The following is a 16,610-nucleotide window of genomic DNA, read 5'->3' as shown; positions in this document are numbered from 1 at the left end:
GCACGTGACTTCTGTGCGCCGCAACAATCAAGGCCGCTTGCTTCCGGCCGGGCAGCACGCACATCCCGCGCCTCTTTTGCATATTAGTGTCATGACCTCTATCATTAATGACACTTTTCTCTCAAGAACTAACCTTTTTCGGTCAAAACCATGACGTCAAACACCCTTCAGGCCGCCGCCCGTGAACTCGCGCGCATGCTCCCGGAGCCGAGCGTTGTCCCGGCCGCCGTTCCCGGCGTCACGTTCTATCGAAGAGAAGCGGCAAATGCCGAAGGCAGCTACATCACGCGCCCGATGGCGAGCTTTCTTCTTCAGGGAGAAAAGCTCACGGTCGCGGGCGGCATCACCCGGATTTACCGGGAGGGCGAATTTCTCGTCTGCTGCGGGACATTCCCCGGTCACTGCACCGTGACGACGCCCTCGAGCGACCGTCCTTTTCTTTCCGTCGCGATGGAGCTCGACATGGCGCTCCTCGCACGATTTTTTGCCGCGCTCCCTGCTTCCAGGGTGACGGCGGCCGCGCCCGCACTCCTCTCCGGCCGCATGACGGACGATATGGAAAATGCCGTGCTGCGGCTTATCCGCGCTTCAGGGGATCCCGTCCGCGCACGGTTTCTGGGGCCTCTTGCCGTCGAGGAACTTCATTTCCTGATTGCGGCAAGCCCCGAGGGCGAGATGCTCCGCCCCCTCTGCGAATCCAATACGGCGTCAAACCGCATCCTGAGGCTTATTGAGGACCTTGAGACCAACTGCGGCAAGGACTTCGACCTTGAGGAGGAGTCCCGCCGCATCGGCATGTCGCTCTCGGTCTTTCACCGGCGCTTCAAGGAAACCACCGGCTTATCGCCCATTCAGTTTCAGAAGCGCCTGAGGCTATTCCGCGCGCAGGAAATGATGATTTCCGAGGGCCGCCGCGTTTCGGAAGCCGCCTTTGCCGTGGGCTACAAGAGTCCCTCGCAGTTTGCCCGCGAGTATTCCCGGGAATTCGGCGTTTCGCCTCATCGCGACGCAGCCGAAAAGCGCCGTCGGATTGCCGGCGGCGAAACGCTTCAAATGTCCGCCTGAATCAGGCAACCCTGAAGGAATTGCAGGAATTCTCTCTGCCGCAGAAGAATTCAGGACAATTTTTACATATTGTTTCATTTATCGTTCTTTAACGAACAAAAATTATTCTCATTTTCCTCTCGATTTAAATTACTCATGATTTCTCTTTTATTTCAATAAGGTTTCATTTTTATTACCGCCTTGAATCGGAGTAATTCGCATTTATTGGTACGGGTTTTGACGTAAGGGCATTTTCTGATTGCGAATCGTTCTTAGTGCAGATTTTTCCGCGCTTGCGCCTTTAAAAAGTAGGGGTAATATGAGGGCATGTCGGAAGGCTGCCGCCAAGAGCAGTCCAGCCGGGAACCGATGCGGAAGGCTTTCGGAAGAAGGTTTTCCGGGCTGAATCCATTTCCCCGGGATCCAGTCAGTCCGGAGGCTTTTAAAGCTTCCCCAGCCATCGAACTTCCCTACGCTCACGACCCCGCAATCCGACGAAATTTGATGAATCCTTACTACGACATTTGATTAAATCTTTCGTGGAGCGGTAAAAAATGAACCAGAACTACAAGTACGGCCTTTTCTTCCTCGGTGGTCTCGCTGTCGGCGCTCTCGGCGCCATGGCCATCTCGCGCGGCAAGCTTTCCGTGAAGCCCCTTGCCACCGATCTCATCTCGAGCGGCATTGATCTTCGCGACAAGGCGCTCGCCGCTGTTGAAGGCGTGAAGGAAGACCTCGCCGACGTCGTCGCTGAAGCCCAGGTCAAGTCCCAGGAAAAGCGCGAAGCCAAGGAAAAGGCTGAAGAAGAAGCCTCCTGCCCGGTCGCTGCTGAAGCCTGCCCGGCCGTGAAGCCCGCGAACTAATCCTCGCGCACTCGATTGCTGAGGCTCTTAAAGAAGAGAAGCTGAAATGCCTTCGAAGCGCCTTCGTTCATCCGCGAACCTGAAGAACCGCTGCTAAAGAGCGGCGGTTCCGCCGTCAGAAGCTCTCCCGGATGAGCGATCATGAGCCGCAATGCCTCGCATGGCCGGTATACGGACAAGCGGGGCATTGCTTTTTCTCAATCGAAATAATGCTCATTTGCCTTCGATAGAGGCAGAATGCTTTTCTACATTCATTGAAGAACCTTCCCCGGAAGCCGGAGTCCCCGCTCCTTTCCGGAAGGCGCTTCACATGGGGCCCATATTTTTTCGCAAAGCCTGCGCGCCTGATCCCCCGGAGGGGAACGGGCGGCCTGCTTAAAGGCTTTTCAGAGGCAAACAACAAATGCAGTTCTATCTGAAGCACGCGGTCGGCAACCGTGAACGCTGGAAGACCAGAAGCACCCTTTCGCACGCGAGCGGCGTCATCATCGCCGAAGAGCTTGCGAAGGTTCCCGGCGTCACGGGTCTTGAAGTGAACCCCCTTACGGGAAGCGTCACGCTCACCGTCGAGGACGTCGCCGCGAAGACGCGCACCGCCGCTTATTTCGCGAGCCTTGCAGCGAATCCCCCGATCCGCCGTCCGGGCCGCACGCTCGTCGTCGCCGAAGACCGTCGGGAAGCACGCGAATCCGCGCCCCGGCTCGTTTCGGGCGAAATGTTCCCTGAGGGCTCGCGCCCCCAGGGTCTCGTCGGCCAGACTTTCTTTGCGATCGAGCGGGGCTTCACCAACATGCCGGTGCTCCGCGTATTTTCGAAAGTCCGCGATGCGCTCGCGCGCATCTTCCCGGCGCTCTTCTGCCTCTCGCGCACTGCCGTTCAGGCGTCGCGCGTGGGACCCGCGCTCGGAAAGGCGGCGCTTGAGCGCAACGAGGGCGAAGCTCCCGTGCTTAAGGAAGAGGATGCCGAGCTCGACTTCTCGGGTCTCGCCCGCTACATCTTCCTGAGGCCCTTCCTCCCGATGGTGCTCAATATCGGGAACGCCGTTCTCGATTCGATCCCGTACCTCATTGAAGGCGTGAAGAATGCCTTTAAGGGCAAGCTCAACGTCTCGGTGCTCGACGCCTCCGCGATTCTTGTCTCGCTCCTGAGGCTCGACTTCGGAACGGTGGGGCTCCTCACGCTGCTCCTGGGCCTCGGCGACATGCTTGAGCGCTATACGAGAAAGAAGTCCCTCGCGTCGCTTGCCGACCAGCTCGCCATCAAGGTCGATCAGGTCTGGGTGCGCGGCGCCGACGGGAAGCTCTCCCAGAAGCAGCTCAATACCCTTACGAAGGAAGACCTCGTCGTCGTCCGCGCCGGTTCCGTCATTCCTGTCGACGGCGTGGTGACTGCGGGCGACGCCTCCGTCAACCAGGCGACCATGACGGGGGAACCCCTCCCGGTTCACCGCGAGGCGGGCGGGAGCGTCTTTGCCGGCACCGTGGTTGAAGACGGAGAAATCGACATCCGTCCGACGGCTCTGGGCGACGCCTCGAGGCTCTCGCAGATCGTCAACTTCATTCAGAACAGCGAGGCCGCAAAGGCTGGGATTCAGGGGAAGGCCGAACGTCTTGCCGACGCCATCGTCCCCTACAACTTCCTTCTCGCGGGCCTCGTCTTCCTCTTCACGAGAAACCTCACCCGCACGGCCTCGGTCCTCATGGTCGACTATTCGTGCGCGCTGAGGCTCGCGACGCCGCTGGCCATTCTCACCGCCATGAAGAACGGCACCGAAAAGGGCGTCCTCGTGAAGGGCGGCCGCTACCTTGAAGCCCTCTCCGAAGTCGACACGGTGGTCTTCGACAAGACGGGCACCCTCACGCAGGCCTCTCCTGTTCTCTCCGACGTCGTGCCGATTCACGACGAAATCGACGAAGAGGAGCTGCTGCGCCTTGCCGCCTGCCTTGAAGAGCATTTCCCGCATCCGGTCTCGCGCGCCATCGTGCGTCAGGCCCAGGAAAAGGGCATCTCCCACAACGACGAGGAGCACGACACTGAAGTGCGCTACATCGTCGCGCACGGCATCTGCTCGTCGGTGGGCGGCAGAAAGTGCGTTCTCGGCAGCCGCCACTTCGTGGGCGACGATGAGAAGGTGGATCTCCATCCCGCTCAGGAAGTCGTCGACCGTCTGGCTGCGGAAGGCAAATCGATTCTCTACCTCGCCGTCGGCGGCCGCCTTGCGGGCGTCCTCGGCATCGAGGATCCGGTTCGTCCCGAAGCGGTCGAGGCCATCAAGGCGCTTCGCGAGCGCGGCATCCGCCGCATCCTCATGCTCACGGGCGACGACAACCGCACGGCCGCGCACGTCGCTGCGAAGCTTGGTCTTGACGGCTACCGCGCTCAGGTCCTTCCGCAGGACAAGGCCCGTCATGTGCTCGACCTCAAGGCCGAGGGCTGCCGCGTGCTGATGGTGGGCGACGGCATCAACGATTCGCCGGCGCTCTCCGCCGCGCACGTGGGCGCCACGCTTCGCGACGGCACCGACATTGCGCAGGAAGTGGCCGACGTCGTTCTCACCCGCAACAGCCTCCTCGACCTCCCGACCGCGATTGATCTCGGCTGCGCGACCATGGGCCGCATCCGCCAGAACTTCGCCGTCTCGGTGAGCCTCAACACGGGCTTCCTCGCGGGCGGCCTCATGGGCGTCCTGATGCCTGCCGTGGGCGCGCTCCTGCACAACGCCACCACGATCGGCGTCTGCCTCAATGCCATGCGCCCGACCCTCGGCACGACGAGAAGCTTCACGGAAACCGTGAAGGAAATCGAAGCCAACATGAGGGGCACCCTCACGAAGATCTCGAACAATGCGCCTGAAAGCGAGCGTCCGATCGACCTTCCCTTCACTGCCCCAGCGAAATAAACGAAAGGATAAGAAAAATGCTTGACCCCCGTACTTTCGTGCGTTCCGTCACTCACGGGCGCGCGCGCATCCGCCACGCGTCGCTCAAAGGCCTTTCCGCCGATGAAGCCAAGGTGATCGCCGACATGGTCGAAGGCTTCGACGGCATTACCTCCGTCTCGATCAACCCGCGCGTGGGCTCGCTCCTCGTCACCTGGGACGAATCGCAGACGAATGCCGAGGCGCTGCTTCAGGCGGCGGCCTTCTTCCTCCCGGAAGACGCGTCCGACGCTCAGGCGAAAGTTTCCTGCGAGGAGGCTGCTCCTCAGACGGAAAACACTGAAGCGCCCGCAGCCGATAGCCAGGCGCCGCAGAAAAAGTGCCTCAAGGAATCGGCCAGGAAGGCGGCCGGCTCGGCGCTCGCCGCTGCTGAAGACGTCGCCGGCCGGGCGCTTCTCGCCGTGAGCCCCCTCATTGCTCCCGACCAGCAGAAGGGCGGCAGAACGAAGCGCGTGACGCAGAACCGCCTGATGCTCGCTGCATACGGCGCATCGCTTGCCTCGCTCTTCGTGAAGAGCACCCCGCTTCATGTCGGGCTCGGCGTCCTTTACACTCTCTTCCTCGGCGTCCATCTCTATCAGCACCGCCGCGTGCTTTAAGGAAGAAATAAAGGATTTCACATGAAGCTCTGGCTCAGGATCACGCAGGGACTTGCCGCGCTCCTTCTTTCGGCGGCGGCGATTTCCCTCCTTTTCTTTGCCGGAGCGCTTCTCATTGGAATCGCCGCGGCGGCGCTCCTTGCCGCCGCGGGCCTTTATCTTGCTGCGCCCGAAAACGCGCGAAAGACCTTTTCGCTTCTTATCGAGCGCATTGATGCCTGGATTGCCGCCATGCAGGCAATCGTCGACAACGCCGGGAATCTCGTCCAATCCTTCATCCATTCCCGCGCAGCCGCTTCCGAAGAGGAGCCGCAGGCCAATCGGGCTGCACCCGAAGCTGATGCCCCGGCCAATTCCGGTGTTCCTGCCGAACATCCGGCAGAAAACAGGAACTCCGGCCGCTGACGGGCAGTCTCTCCTTCGCCCGTCCCTTAGCGCCGGCGTTGCCGTTCGACGACGACGCATTCCCGCCGGTTCTCAGCCGCGCCCTTTATCTTTCGACGCCAGCGGCTCAATATGGCCGTCTGCCCGGCATTCAGATTGTTTTTTGAGCAAAAAGCTCCTCTTTCCGCTTAAGGTCGCAATCAGAGCAATACCTCCATTTTGATATCGGGCAAATATTTCCGGAAACTTACAAACCTTAAGCGGGTAAACACGCTTTTTCCCCGCCTCCGGCAGCGCCACCGACTGAACTGATGAAACAAACGATTCTCATTTAAATTCAATGCGTTATGCCTGATTAAGCATCGTTTCCGCAGAGACGCTGCATAACCTATCCGCAGCGCGAAAGGCGGGCTCCCGGCAGTAAAAATGTATCTGAATTTGAAAACGCGAAAGATTCTCAGTAGTATGCCGATGTCTAATCAATAGAAGGAGGACCCTACGTAAATGACGGAGCCCAAACAAATCCGGAAACTCGCCGATGTGGAGCTGAAGACTCCCTTTACCGTTGCGCGCATGAAGCTCGACGATGCGGAAATCGCGCATCTCGCTGACCTTGGCATGCGCCTTGGCAGTGTTGTTCGGGTGCTGCAGGTTTCCCGCGACGAACCCCTGCTCGTTGCAGTCGGAGACGGGCGCATTGCCGTCAATTACGCAGTGGCCCAGAAAATCTACGTTTACTAAGTAAGAATCGAGGACACCATGTATCTCAAGGAACTTCCTGTTGGTTCCAAGGGCAAAATCGTCGGCTTCGGCAAGGAACATCCTGAATACCGCCGTCGTCTCGTCATGCTCGGAGCCACCCCCGGCACGACCTTTGATGTCGTCCGCATCGCTCCCCTCGGCGACCCGATTGAAATTCGAGTCCGCGGCAGCTTCATCAGCGTTCGCCGCGATGAAGCCACTCTGATGGAAGTCGAGAAGATTTAATCGATTTTGATTCAGATATCGGCAGCGGAACCCTCAGCTGTCCGTCTCTCCATCAGAAAAAGAACGCATTCAAATCCAGACTGGAATCTGAAATGAGTCAGCACATCGTATGCGTGGTCGGCAATCCGAATTGCGGCAAGACCACATTCTTCAACGCCCTGACGGGTTCCCGCCAGCGCGTGGGCAACTGGCCCGGCGTGACGGTCGATAAGAAGACCGGCAATTTCGAATACAAGGATGCCAAGATCGAGCTCGTCGACCTTCCGGGCATCTACTCCATCACCCCGGCGGCCTCGTCGGGCGAAGACGAACGCGTCGCGCGCGACTACATCCTCTCGGGTGAAGCCGAAGCCGTCATCAACATCGTCGACGCCTCGAACCTCGAGCGCAACCTCTACCTCACGGCTCAGCTCATCGAAATGCGTGTTCCGATGATCGTCGTCGTGAACATGCTCGACATCGCCAAGCAGCACCACATGGAAATCCGCCTCGAAGAGCTCCAGAAGGCTCTCGGCTGCCCGGTGGTGGGCATCGTCGCCTCGCGCGAAACGGGCTTGAACGACGTGAAGGACACGCTCATCAGCTTCCTCGCCAACCCCGTGGTTCCGCCGATGGCCGTCGAATTCGACAAGGCCATTTCGGACGGCATCGCTCAGGTTGCCGCCGACCTCAAGGCCGAGGGCGTTGAACGCGCTCCCTGGTTCGCGAGCCAGTTCATGGAAAAGGCTCCGGGCCTCGCTGAAAAGCTCCCGAAGATCGACCTCTCGAAGGTTGAGAAGGTTGTTGCCGACCTCGACGCCAAGTATGACGGCGACCTCGACATCGCGATTGCCAATGCGCGCTACACCTTCGTTTCCGCGATTGCCGAAAAGGCGGTCGTGCGCAAGGGCGAGGCGAGCGCCACGATGACGGATAAGATCGACGCGGTTGTGCTCAACCGCTGGCTCGGCCTCCCGATCTTCCTCGTCATCATGTACGTGATGTTCCTCTTCACGCAGAACCTGGGCGGCTGCTTCATCGACTTCTTCGACATTCTCGTGGGCGGCGTCATGGTTGACGGCTTCACCGAGCTCCTCTCGAGCATCGGCTGCCCCGAATGGCTCACCGTCTTCCTTGCCAACGGCATCGGCGGCGGCCTCCAGACGGTCTCGACCTTCATCCCGCCCGTCTTCTTCCTCTTCCTCTTCCTCGCCGTCCTTGAAGACTCCGGCTACATGGCCCGCGCAGCCTTCGTCATGGACCGCCTGATGCGCGCCCTCGGCCTTCCCGGCAAGGCCTTCGTGCCGCTCATCGTCGGCTTCGGCTGCAACGTGCCCTCCATCATGGCCACCCGCACGATGGACCGCGCCTCCGACCGCATCATCACGGTTCTGATGGCTCCGTTCATGTCCTGCGGCGCCCGCCTCCCGGTGTACGTCCTCTTCGCGACGGCCTTCTGGCCCACCAACGGCCAGAACCTCGTGTTCCTCCTCTACATCATCGGCATCTGCGCGGCAATTCTGACGGGCTTTATGCTCAAGCGCGCCGCCCTTCCTGGTGCGGCTTCCGCCTTCGTCATGGAAATTCCGCCCTACCACATCCCGACCTTCAAGGGCGTGATGCTCCGTACGTGGGACCGCGTGAAGACCTTCCTCTTCCGCGCCGGCAAGGTGATTGTGGTCATCGTCGCCTGCCTCGCCTTCCTCAACTCCCTCGGCAAGGACGGCTCCTTCGGCAATGAAGACAGCGAAAACTCCGTCCTCTCGTCGATCGGCCGCACGATCGTTCCGATCTTCCAGCCGATGGGCATTCAGGAACAGAACTGGCCTGCCGCTGTGGGCATCTTCACGGGCATCTTCGCTAAGGAAGCCGTGGTCGGCACTCTGAACTCCCTCTATGACGGCATCGCCGCTCAGAAGGCTGCTGAAGCTGCTTCCGAAAAGGCTGCTGCTGAAGGCGCTCCTGCTGAAGAAGCCGCTCCTGAGGAAGAAGAAGGCTGGTCCTTCTCGGCCACCCTCGACGAAGCGCTCTCGACCACGTGGGACAACCTCAAGGATCTCGGCTCCGCCTTTGCCGACCCGATGGGCATCAGCGTGGGCGACCTCTCCGACGAAGCCGCTGCTGCTGAAGAGCAGGAAGTTTCGACCGGCACGATCGACACGATCAAGACCTTCTTCGGTTCTTCCTCCGGCGCCTTTGCCTACCTCCTGATGGTGCTCCTCTACATGCCCTGCTGCGCGGCCATTGCTGCGGTCTGGCGTGAAGTCGGCACTGCCTGGACGATCTTCTCGGGCACCTGGTGCTGCGTCCTCGGCTACACCGCCGCGACGATCTTCTACCGCGTCGTCAACTTCGGCGAAGCCCCGGCCTACAGCGCGATCTGCATCGTGGTTTCTCTCGCCATCATCTACGCCATGTGGCTCTGGATGAAGTCCTTCGCCAAGAAGGATTCGGAGAACGCCCCGAAGGTGATCCCGATTCACTCGGCCCGCTGATTGAGATAGAGACGGTCAAAATGCTTCGCGCTCCTTGACCGCCTCCCTCAGAAAAATCGAACGCTCCCGGCAGATTCTGTCGGGAGCGTTTTTTTCGGGTCTCTGAATTGCTGCGGACTCAAACGCTCAAACGCCGAACCGCAATACAATTTCAATACCGGTGCGTCCCGGGAGCGCATTACGCAAGCCACCTCAGAACGCCCTTCAAACTCCATTCCCAAGGGGAAAAATCATGATGAAGAAAGCTCTTCTCCTCGGCGCTTCCGGCGCCGTCCTTCTTCTCTCGGGCTGCGTCGGCACGCTTCCTCCCGTGCAGAACCCGAACGCCGTCGCCGTTTCCGCGTCTCCCGCCGTCATGAAGGCCGCCATCAACCGTGCGGCCGACCTGCGTCAGTGGCGCATCGTTGAAGAGAAGCCCGGCCTCGTGCGCCTTGCCTATCCGGGAACGGCCAAGGCCGAACACTTTGAAATGATTGCCGACGTCGAATACACGAAGAAGGGCTATTCGGTCGAATACGTCTCGAGCCGCGGCCTCGACGCCGGTCCCTGCAAGGACAACCCGAAGCAGACCTGCGTCCACCGCAACGTCAACAAGTGGCTGCAGAACCTCTCGAGCGACATTCTGCGCGGCATCCGTTAATCTCAGCCGGAGATCCGGCCTGAGAAGAGGCTTTATCTGATCTCCTCAGGCTTCCTTCGACTCACGGCCGCTGCTTCCGGGCAGCGGCCGCCTTTATCCAGAAATCGACCGCCTTGTCGACCCAGCCATCCGCGCTCGTTCCGGTTCCGATGCCGAATCCGTGGCGGAGCCCCGGGTATTCATGAAATTCCGTCGGGATCCCGAGAGCCTTCAGGCGCTCCATTCGCCGCCGCATGACATATGGCGAAGCGATGGCGTCTTCCGATCCCACGCACGCAAAAGTCGGCGGATCTTCGGGCGCTGCATCATCCAGCCCCGTGTACTCCATGACGACTGCGGCAGGCCGCGGAAGCGGCTTTTCTCCGAAGCGCTCCGTTCCATACCGCCCGACCCAGGCCGCCATGCGCGCGCCCGCAGAACCGCCCCAGAGCGAATAATTTCCGGTCGACGCTTCAAATTCCGCGGCGTTCTCAAAGATCAGAGCAAGGGCGCGCGAGAGGTCCTCGCAGGCCTTGTACGGATCCGGGCGATAGATGACTGCGAACGCGTTGATGCCTTTGCGGGCGAGCGCAAGCGCATGCGGGAAGCTGTCGTGGAGAGCGCCCACGTACTGAAATCCTCCGCCCGCGCAGATGACAGCAAAAGGCGCCCCGGGCTTTCCCTTGAAGAAGACGAGCCCGGCATCCGCCTTCTCCGCTTCATCGGCCGCATAGAGCGGCGTAAAGACCCGGATGCCGCTCTGGGCTTCCTTTTTGAGGAAATTGAAGACCGCGACCGTATTGGCGGCCCTCAATTCGCTGTACCAGACGAGCGAGATGTCGCCAAGCGTCGTTCCCGTCCAATACCGGTTGTCGAGCGGGAAAAGAAGTCTTCCGAAGCCCCTGAAGGCCGGATCTCCCGCGACATCCGCAATGCGCGAGGCGGCGGTAAAGGGATCCCCAGGCGCTGCGGTTTTGCGGGCAGCACTCATGAGCGGAAAAGCAAGCGGCATGGCGGCAAAGGATTGGAGGAACGTTCTCTTCTTCATGGCGGATCTTCGAAAAGTCATTCCGGTCATTCTCTCCCCTGAGCCGGCAGGAACCTATATTGATTCCTCTCCGCTTTTTGTCCGATCCTTCTTCCTGAAAGCTGAGCGCGAAAAAAACACGCCGGAGAGACGAATTTCTCCAGCGTGCTTTTCTGGACTTCTCTGAAAATTTCAGAGAAAGTCGAATCCTTTCAGGCCGAAGAAGCCTGAGGAGGAATTACTTGGCGACGGCCTTCTTGAGGGAAGAGCCGGCCGTAAACTTCGGGCGCTTGCCGGCCGGGATCGTGAGCGTGGCGCCGGTCTGGGGATTGCGGCCCGTGCGGGCGGCGTATTCAGCAACTTCGAAGTTGCCGAAGCCGATGATCTGCACAGCTTCGCCCTTGCCGAGCTGTTCGGCAACGGTGTCGAAGAAAGCATTCAGCACATCGGCGACCTTGGCCTTCGGAAGCTCGGTCTTCTCAGCGATGGCAGCGGTGAGTTCGGTCTTGTTCATGGTATCTCCTTGCGAAGACGTCGCGTCGACGGATCAATTTGTCGATCGCTTCCAAATGATGTCTTCTAGTTGTGAAAACCGCGCCCCCATGCGGGTTCCGGCGCGCTTGGGCACTACTATAGCCAACACTTCGGCAGTTTTGGGCCTCTTTTGCAAAAAAACTTGGCCGCTGCCGGCGCAGTTCCCCTGATTTGCAGGGATTGCGGTCCGGCATTCATTTTGGAGGGCGCACCCGGCCTCTGAATGCGTTCTTCCGCGAAAATGCTTAAATATTTATTTTTTATGGATCTTTGATTAATGCATTGCATTATCAAAAGATCTTACCCGGTCATTTCCCCTGAAGACCGCATGCTGCCGGTCCCTTGAGGCACCCGCTCCTGCGTTTGCGCCAGGCATGAAGGCTTGCATTTCCGCAACGTTTACAGCGCATTCGCACTGGCTTCGCGAAGCCGCCTTGCTTCCGGGCTCCTCCAGACAAGCCACGTGCCGATGCCGAGCACAAAGCCGTAAACGAAATCTGAGGTCCAGAGCACCGCGGGACTCGTCGTGTATCCGGAGAGGATGCCGACGTACACCGCATAGGTGAGCGCCGACGTGATGGAGACCCAAAAAGACGCACGCGCAAAGCCGAGCGTACCGATGATGAAGAAGAAGTAGTAGCAGGGGACCGTCAGGATGTAGGAAACGATCATGACGTAGTAGGTGTTCTTCGCATCCTCAATCAAATCGGGGAAGTTCGTGATGAGCCCGAGCACCCAATCGGGCGCTGCCGCATAGAAAACCGCGAGAGGCGCCATGGCGGCGGCGCACACCCATAGCCCGGTGCGGGACGCCCGGGATATGAGCTCAGGCTTCCTTGCGCCCACGAGATTCATGGCAAGGGACCCGGCCGTGGAACCAAAGGCATGAACGAAGAGAAAGAGAATGGCGCCGAGCTGCCGAACGACGTTCGTGATGGCAAGCCCGCGTTCACCCGCCACATTTTCGACGGAAACGAAAAAGAAGAGCCAGACGCCGAAAGCCACGGCCTCCTGGAGCATGAGCCAGCGCCCGAGCTGAAAGAGCGCCTTCTGCACCTCTCGCTGCGGACGCCAGGAGTCGCAGAGCACCGCTTCCACCCAACGCTTTTCCATGAAGAGGCGAACGCCGAAAACGATGAGGCAGACCACTTCGCTCACGGCCGAAGCGATCGCCGCACCGGCGATGCCGAGTTCCGGGAACGGCCCGAGACCGAAGATGAGGACGGCGTTCAGACCGCAGTTGGCGAGCACCATGGCGCTCGAACTGACGGTGAGGACCCGGGGGCGCAGGATCGATACGAAGAACGCCCGGAAAAGAAGGCAGAGAAAGGCGACCGGGAGCGCCGCAACGCGCCAGAGGACGTAGCTGCGCGCAGCCTCCTCCACCTCTTTCGAATGAATGCTTTTCGCAAGCGTCAGATCGAAAATCCAGGGCGAGGCGAGTGCAATCACGAGACCCGCGATAAAGAGAAAGAATGCGCTCTGCCGAAAGACGCTTCCGACCTTTCGCTTGTCTCCTCCCCCGTTGGCGCGCGACATGAGGGACTGCGCCCCCACGCAGTAGCCCCAGCCGAGCATCATGAAGAGGAGCACCAGAATGCCCGCAACGCCCGCTGCGGCAAGTTCCGCTTCGCCGTAGCGCCCGAGAAAGAGCACGTCCGTGAAGCCGATCAGCTGCTCGAGCATGAGGCCGGCAAGGAGCGGCATGGCGCCCCGGAAAATCGACCGGGGCCGCAAGGCGCTCTCTGAATTGAAGTGGACTTCCGGACGGTTCTCGGTCATGGGCGGCTCGCTCCTTGCCTTCCGGCGCTTTTCGGTAGAAGCGCCGCAGGCGGTATCGTTATGGTCTTCTTTGCTTGGGTCTCTGCGAGAGCCCGCTATTTTAGAATACCGGGCCTTGCCTCTCCTGCCGATCGTTTCCAATTCCTGCCTGATCCTCTCATGACCTCCCGCCTGATTGCGCTCCCCGGATTTCATCCTGAAGACCTTCCCGCGCGCTTTCCCTCACCCTGGCACGGCGCGCCCTGCGAGTCCCTTCTCAGAGCCCGGGAAATTGCGGAAGCCTCGGGTAAATTCAGGGAGGACTGCGGCCGCCGCGGGCTCCTTCTTCTGAGGCATGAGGTCACGGGGGAATACGCTGCCGCCATTGCGGAGGAACCTTTTCACGAACCCGGAGGCGAACGCATAGAGGGACTCCCCGAAGCCCGGAACATTCTCGGAATGACGCGCGATGAGGTCTTCCAAAGGGAAGCCTCCCGGATCACTCTCACGCAGCTTTCGGGCGGTTCGATGACGCTCCTCGCTTTTTCAGAGAAGGAGCGCGCGAAGCGCCCGGCAAAGATTGCCCGCGGGGGCGGAGCCGGGCTCAACCTTAATTTCGAGCACTGGAACCGGGCGCTCTTGGAAGCGCTCGACGCTCCGATTGTTTCGAATCTCCTTTTCGCCGCAGAGCTCAAAAAATCGGGCGCGCCGCTCACTCCCGTGGGGTCCCTTGAATGGTGGCGCGGCGCCATGCCCTCCTACGACGTCAAATGGGACGGCATGGTGCTCTCCCCGCGCACCACGGTGAAGCCCCTCGCCGAATGGCTTCTCGAAGGCATTCCCTTCGCGAGCGACCCGCGTGCGGAAGACCCCTTCACGCTTTCGCTTGCGCCGGAAATCCTTCGCGAGGAAAAGGACTTCATCGCCGTCATGAAGCCTTCGGGACTCCTCTCCGTCCCCGGCACCGGGGGGCTCCCCGATGCGCTGACGCTTGCCTCCCGGATGACGGGAGCGAACCTCACCGCCGTACACCGTCTCGACATGGACACTTCCGGGATTCTTCTTTATGCCAAGACCCCCGAAGGCACCAGAAGCCTCATGGCAGCCTTTCGCGAGGGGCGCGTTCAGAAGCGCTACCGTGCGCTCCTTGAAGGCATCCCGGCAGGCGAAGGCGGACTCATTGACTTCCCCATTACGACGCATCCGCTCGACCGCCTGCGCCAGATTGCCGCTGCGGGCGGAAGACCCTCGCGCACGCGCTGGGCAAAGGTTTCTGCTTCAAACGGACGAACGCTCGTCGACTTCTATCCGCTCACCGGACGCACGCACCAGCTGAGGCTTCATGCCGCGCATCCCCTGGGACTCGGCTCGCCGATCCTGGGCGACCCTTACTACAGTCGGGCAGGACTGATCGCCGATACGCCGGAAAACCCGCTCAGGCTTCACGCTGCGGAAATTCACTTCCCGAGCCCCGCTGATGGAAGAGAAATCCGTCTTCTCAAAGAGGAGTCTTTTCCATGAGAAAGGCCTTTCGCCGCAAAAAAGCTCCTCTTTTTCCCCGCTAACAAGCGAACCAACTCGTCAACTCTTTAACGCCTACGGACCTGTCGTGCAGAAAAAATCCATCGCACTCGGCAATTCCTCTTTCCCCTTGATGAGGCGCAGCCACAGCTGCTACGTCGACAAAACCACGTGCATCCGGCCTCTCATTGAATCAGGCAATTTCGCTCAGGTGATTCTGCGTCCGCGTGGATTCGGGAAATCGCTCTTTATAAGCACGATCCGGTCCTTTCTGTCGATCGATGCCGTCAGTCCCGGCAATACTTCACTTCAGAAAGAGCTTTTCGACGGGCTCGGGATTATGGAGGACAAAGCCTTCTGCGACCGATACATGGGCAAGGTCCCGGTGCTTTCCCTGTCGTTCAAGGATCTCTTCGGACAGAACTTCCAATACGCATTCGCCAGCATTGCGAACCAGATTGCCGTTGCGGCAAACTCCTTCAGCTTTCTGCTCGACAGTCCCCGGCTCAGTTCCTTTGAGAAGCGCCGTCTCCAGGAGTACATCAAGCTCGATAAGGCGGAAACCATTGACAACCGGATGAAGGCTGCCCGCTTCCCATCTGATATGACGACGTTTCTCGCGAGGCATTTCGGCCGCCCCGCGATTCTCCTTATCGACGATTGCGACGTCCCGCTGGCGAAGGCAGCAGCTGGCGGCTATTACAAGGAGATGCAGGGCTTCATGCAGAAATTTCTCTCTGTGCTCAAGCCCGAACATACGCCTCCGGTCAACAACCTCCCGGTGATTGCAAAAGCGATTCTCGCCGGGTGCCTTCATGTCGGCAGGGGAAGCACCTTTACCGGCTTGAACAACCTCTCCGTCAATACCGTCTGCACCGACAACGTGAATTTAGCCGCTGCGATGGGATTCACAGATGGTGAGGTGGACGCGCTCCTTCGCAACTGCGGTCTGGAATCCCGAAAGGAGGACGTTCGGCGCTGGTACGGCGGCTATCGTTTCGGATCGAGCGACATTTACTGTCCCCGGGACGTGCTGAGCTTCTGCCAGTCTTCGCTTGAGAGTGATGATCCGAAGCGCCTTGAACCCGACAATTTTTGGATCAATACGAGCAGCAATGACCTCATTGATGAGTTTCTTGGCTTTCTCACGGAAAACGATGCCGACAGGATGCAGTTGCTCCTCAACGGCGGCAGCATCGAGCTCAAAATCAACGAGCAGCTCACCTATTCCGACCTTGCTCTGCATCAGTCCGATGATTTCTGGACGCTCCTCCTCTTTACCGGATATTTGACTGCTGAAAAATATCTCGGCGACCGGGCGTATCGCCTTCGCATCCCGAATGAAGAGATTCGAGAAACTTTTGAAAACCGCGTCGCGGCACGCTTAAAAAGGCTTGAACGCGCTTAAGGAACTGCGAAGCCGACTTCCACAAAACGGCGCTTCTTTTCCGAAAAGACTGCCGCGATGCGGAGCAAATCCGTATCGGGAGGAGGCTCACCGTCATTTCGTTCCGCGAGCTGCCGCTTTGCATCTTCGAGCAGCCCGCGGGCGAGCGCATCTTCGCCTCGGCAAAACTTGAACTCAAAAACAATCGTTTTCGTCCTCGCGCGAATCTGAAGGTCGTTCCGTCCCAACGGTGAATGCACTTCCGTCATCGGCGCCATCCCGGCACCAAGGAAGAAGATATTGAGGAGATCCTGGATGTTCTTCTCCTCTCGAATGGGAAAGGCCTGATAGTCAAGATGCTGCACCACGTTGTTCAAACCGGTCAGTACCTTGTCTTCGGACGACTCCTCAAAGGCCTTCCCTGAACTTCCCAGCCTGACTGCACTCAAAATGGGAATTTCCTGAATTTCTC

The 16,610-nt window shown here is 59.5% G+C and carries 15 protein-coding genes; 11 read left to right on the top strand and 4 right to left on the bottom strand.

The genetic code is table 11. The features are described 5' to 3' along the window. Positions 1 to 150: 150 nt before the first annotated feature. From Q0106_RS06540 to Q0106_RS06500, 9 genes are all read left to right on the top strand, one after another. A complete protein-coding gene (locus tag Q0106_RS06540; RefSeq protein ID WP_297610550.1) occupies positions 151 to 1,065 on the top strand; it encodes an AraC family transcriptional regulator in 915 nt (304 codons plus the stop codon). A 533-nt stretch (positions 1,066 to 1,598) separates the two neighbouring features. After that, positions 1,599 to 1,907: a hypothetical protein gene (locus Q0106_RS06535; RefSeq protein ID WP_139687447.1), complete on the top strand. Its 309-nt coding sequence runs from the start codon at positions 1,599 to 1,601 to the stop codon at positions 1,905 to 1,907. 403 nt (positions 1,908 to 2,310) lie between these two features. After that, complete coding sequence (locus tag Q0106_RS06530) at positions 2,311 to 4,806, top strand: heavy metal translocating P-type ATPase (RefSeq protein ID WP_297610546.1); 2,496 nt, start codon at positions 2,311 to 2,313, stop codon at positions 4,804 to 4,806. Positions 4,807 to 4,823: 17 nt separating this feature from the next. Continuing rightward, the gene (locus tag Q0106_RS06525) at positions 4,824 to 5,444 is read left to right on the top strand and encodes an HMA2 domain-containing protein (protein WP_297610543.1); all 621 of its coding nucleotides are present in this window, start codon (positions 4,824 to 4,826) and stop codon (positions 5,442 to 5,444) included. Positions 5,445 to 5,465: 21 nt separating this feature from the next. Then, positions 5,466 to 5,849, top strand: coding sequence for a hypothetical protein (locus Q0106_RS06520; protein ID WP_297610540.1), 384 nt, complete (start codon positions 5,466 to 5,468; stop codon positions 5,847 to 5,849). A 483-nt stretch (positions 5,850 to 6,332) separates the two neighbouring features. Further along, positions 6,333 to 6,569, top strand: coding sequence for a FeoA family protein (locus tag Q0106_RS06515; RefSeq protein WP_297610537.1), 237 nt, complete (start codon positions 6,333 to 6,335; stop codon positions 6,567 to 6,569). Positions 6,570 to 6,587: 18 nt separating this feature from the next. Next, positions 6,588 to 6,815: a FeoA family protein gene (locus Q0106_RS06510; protein ID WP_152158939.1), complete on the top strand. Its 228-nt coding sequence runs from the start codon at positions 6,588 to 6,590 to the stop codon at positions 6,813 to 6,815. A gap of 92 nt (positions 6,816 to 6,907) precedes the next feature. Beyond that, entirely contained in the window at positions 6,908 to 9,289 is a 2,382-nt protein-coding gene (gene feoB, locus Q0106_RS06505; protein WP_297610534.1) for a Fe(2+) transporter permease subunit FeoB, read from the top strand. Positions 9,290 to 9,521: 232 nt separating this feature from the next. After that, positions 9,522 to 9,929: a hypothetical protein gene (locus Q0106_RS06500; protein ID WP_297610529.1), complete on the top strand. Its 408-nt coding sequence runs from the start codon at positions 9,522 to 9,524 to the stop codon at positions 9,927 to 9,929. A gap of 61 nt (positions 9,930 to 9,990) precedes the next feature. On the opposite strand, the gene Q0106_RS06495 is transcribed toward Q0106_RS06500, so the two are convergent. The 3 genes from Q0106_RS06495 to Q0106_RS06485 all read right to left on the bottom strand — a co-directional run bounded on the left by Q0106_RS06495 (position 9,991) and on the right by Q0106_RS06485 (position 13,251). Continuing rightward, entirely contained in the window at positions 9,991 to 10,956 is a 966-nt protein-coding gene (locus Q0106_RS06495) for an alpha/beta hydrolase (RefSeq protein WP_297610526.1), read from the bottom strand. 217 nt (positions 10,957 to 11,173) lie between these two features. Further along, positions 11,174 to 11,449 carry an HU family DNA-binding protein gene (locus tag Q0106_RS06490; protein ID WP_139687455.1) on the bottom strand — a complete coding sequence of 92 codons (276 nt, stop codon included), beginning with the start codon at positions 11,447 to 11,449 and terminating at the stop codon, positions 11,174 to 11,176. A gap of 419 nt (positions 11,450 to 11,868) precedes the next feature. Beyond that, on the bottom strand, positions 11,869 to 13,251 hold the full coding sequence (locus Q0106_RS06485) for an MATE family efflux transporter (RefSeq protein WP_297610522.1): 1,383 nt from the start codon (positions 13,249 to 13,251) through the stop codon (positions 11,869 to 11,871). 159 nt (positions 13,252 to 13,410) lie between these two features. Here Q0106_RS06485 and Q0106_RS06480 point away from each other — a divergent pair, with 159 nt between their 5' ends. Beyond that, positions 13,411 to 14,751 (top strand): RluA family pseudouridine synthase, encoded by a 1,341-nt coding sequence (locus Q0106_RS06480; RefSeq protein WP_297610519.1) that lies wholly within the window; start codon positions 13,411 to 13,413, stop codon positions 14,749 to 14,751. An 88-nt stretch (positions 14,752 to 14,839) separates the two neighbouring features. Next, positions 14,840 to 16,159: an AAA family ATPase gene (locus Q0106_RS06475; RefSeq protein WP_297610516.1), complete on the top strand. Its 1,320-nt coding sequence runs from the start codon at positions 14,840 to 14,842 to the stop codon at positions 16,157 to 16,159. On the opposite strand, the gene Q0106_RS06470 is transcribed toward Q0106_RS06475, so the two are convergent. Continuing rightward, the coding region (locus Q0106_RS06470; protein ID WP_297610513.1) for a PD-(D/E)XK nuclease domain-containing protein at positions 16,156 to 16,610 on the bottom strand (455 nt) is incomplete at its 5' end. The genes Q0106_RS06475 and Q0106_RS06470 overlap by 4 nt on opposite strands.

The organism is uncultured Sutterella sp., from assembly GCF_937923675.1.
Taxonomy (GTDB): Bacteria; Pseudomonadota; Gammaproteobacteria; order Burkholderiales; family Burkholderiaceae_F; genus Sutterella.
This window is presented reverse-complemented; position numbering and strand designations above follow the sequence as displayed.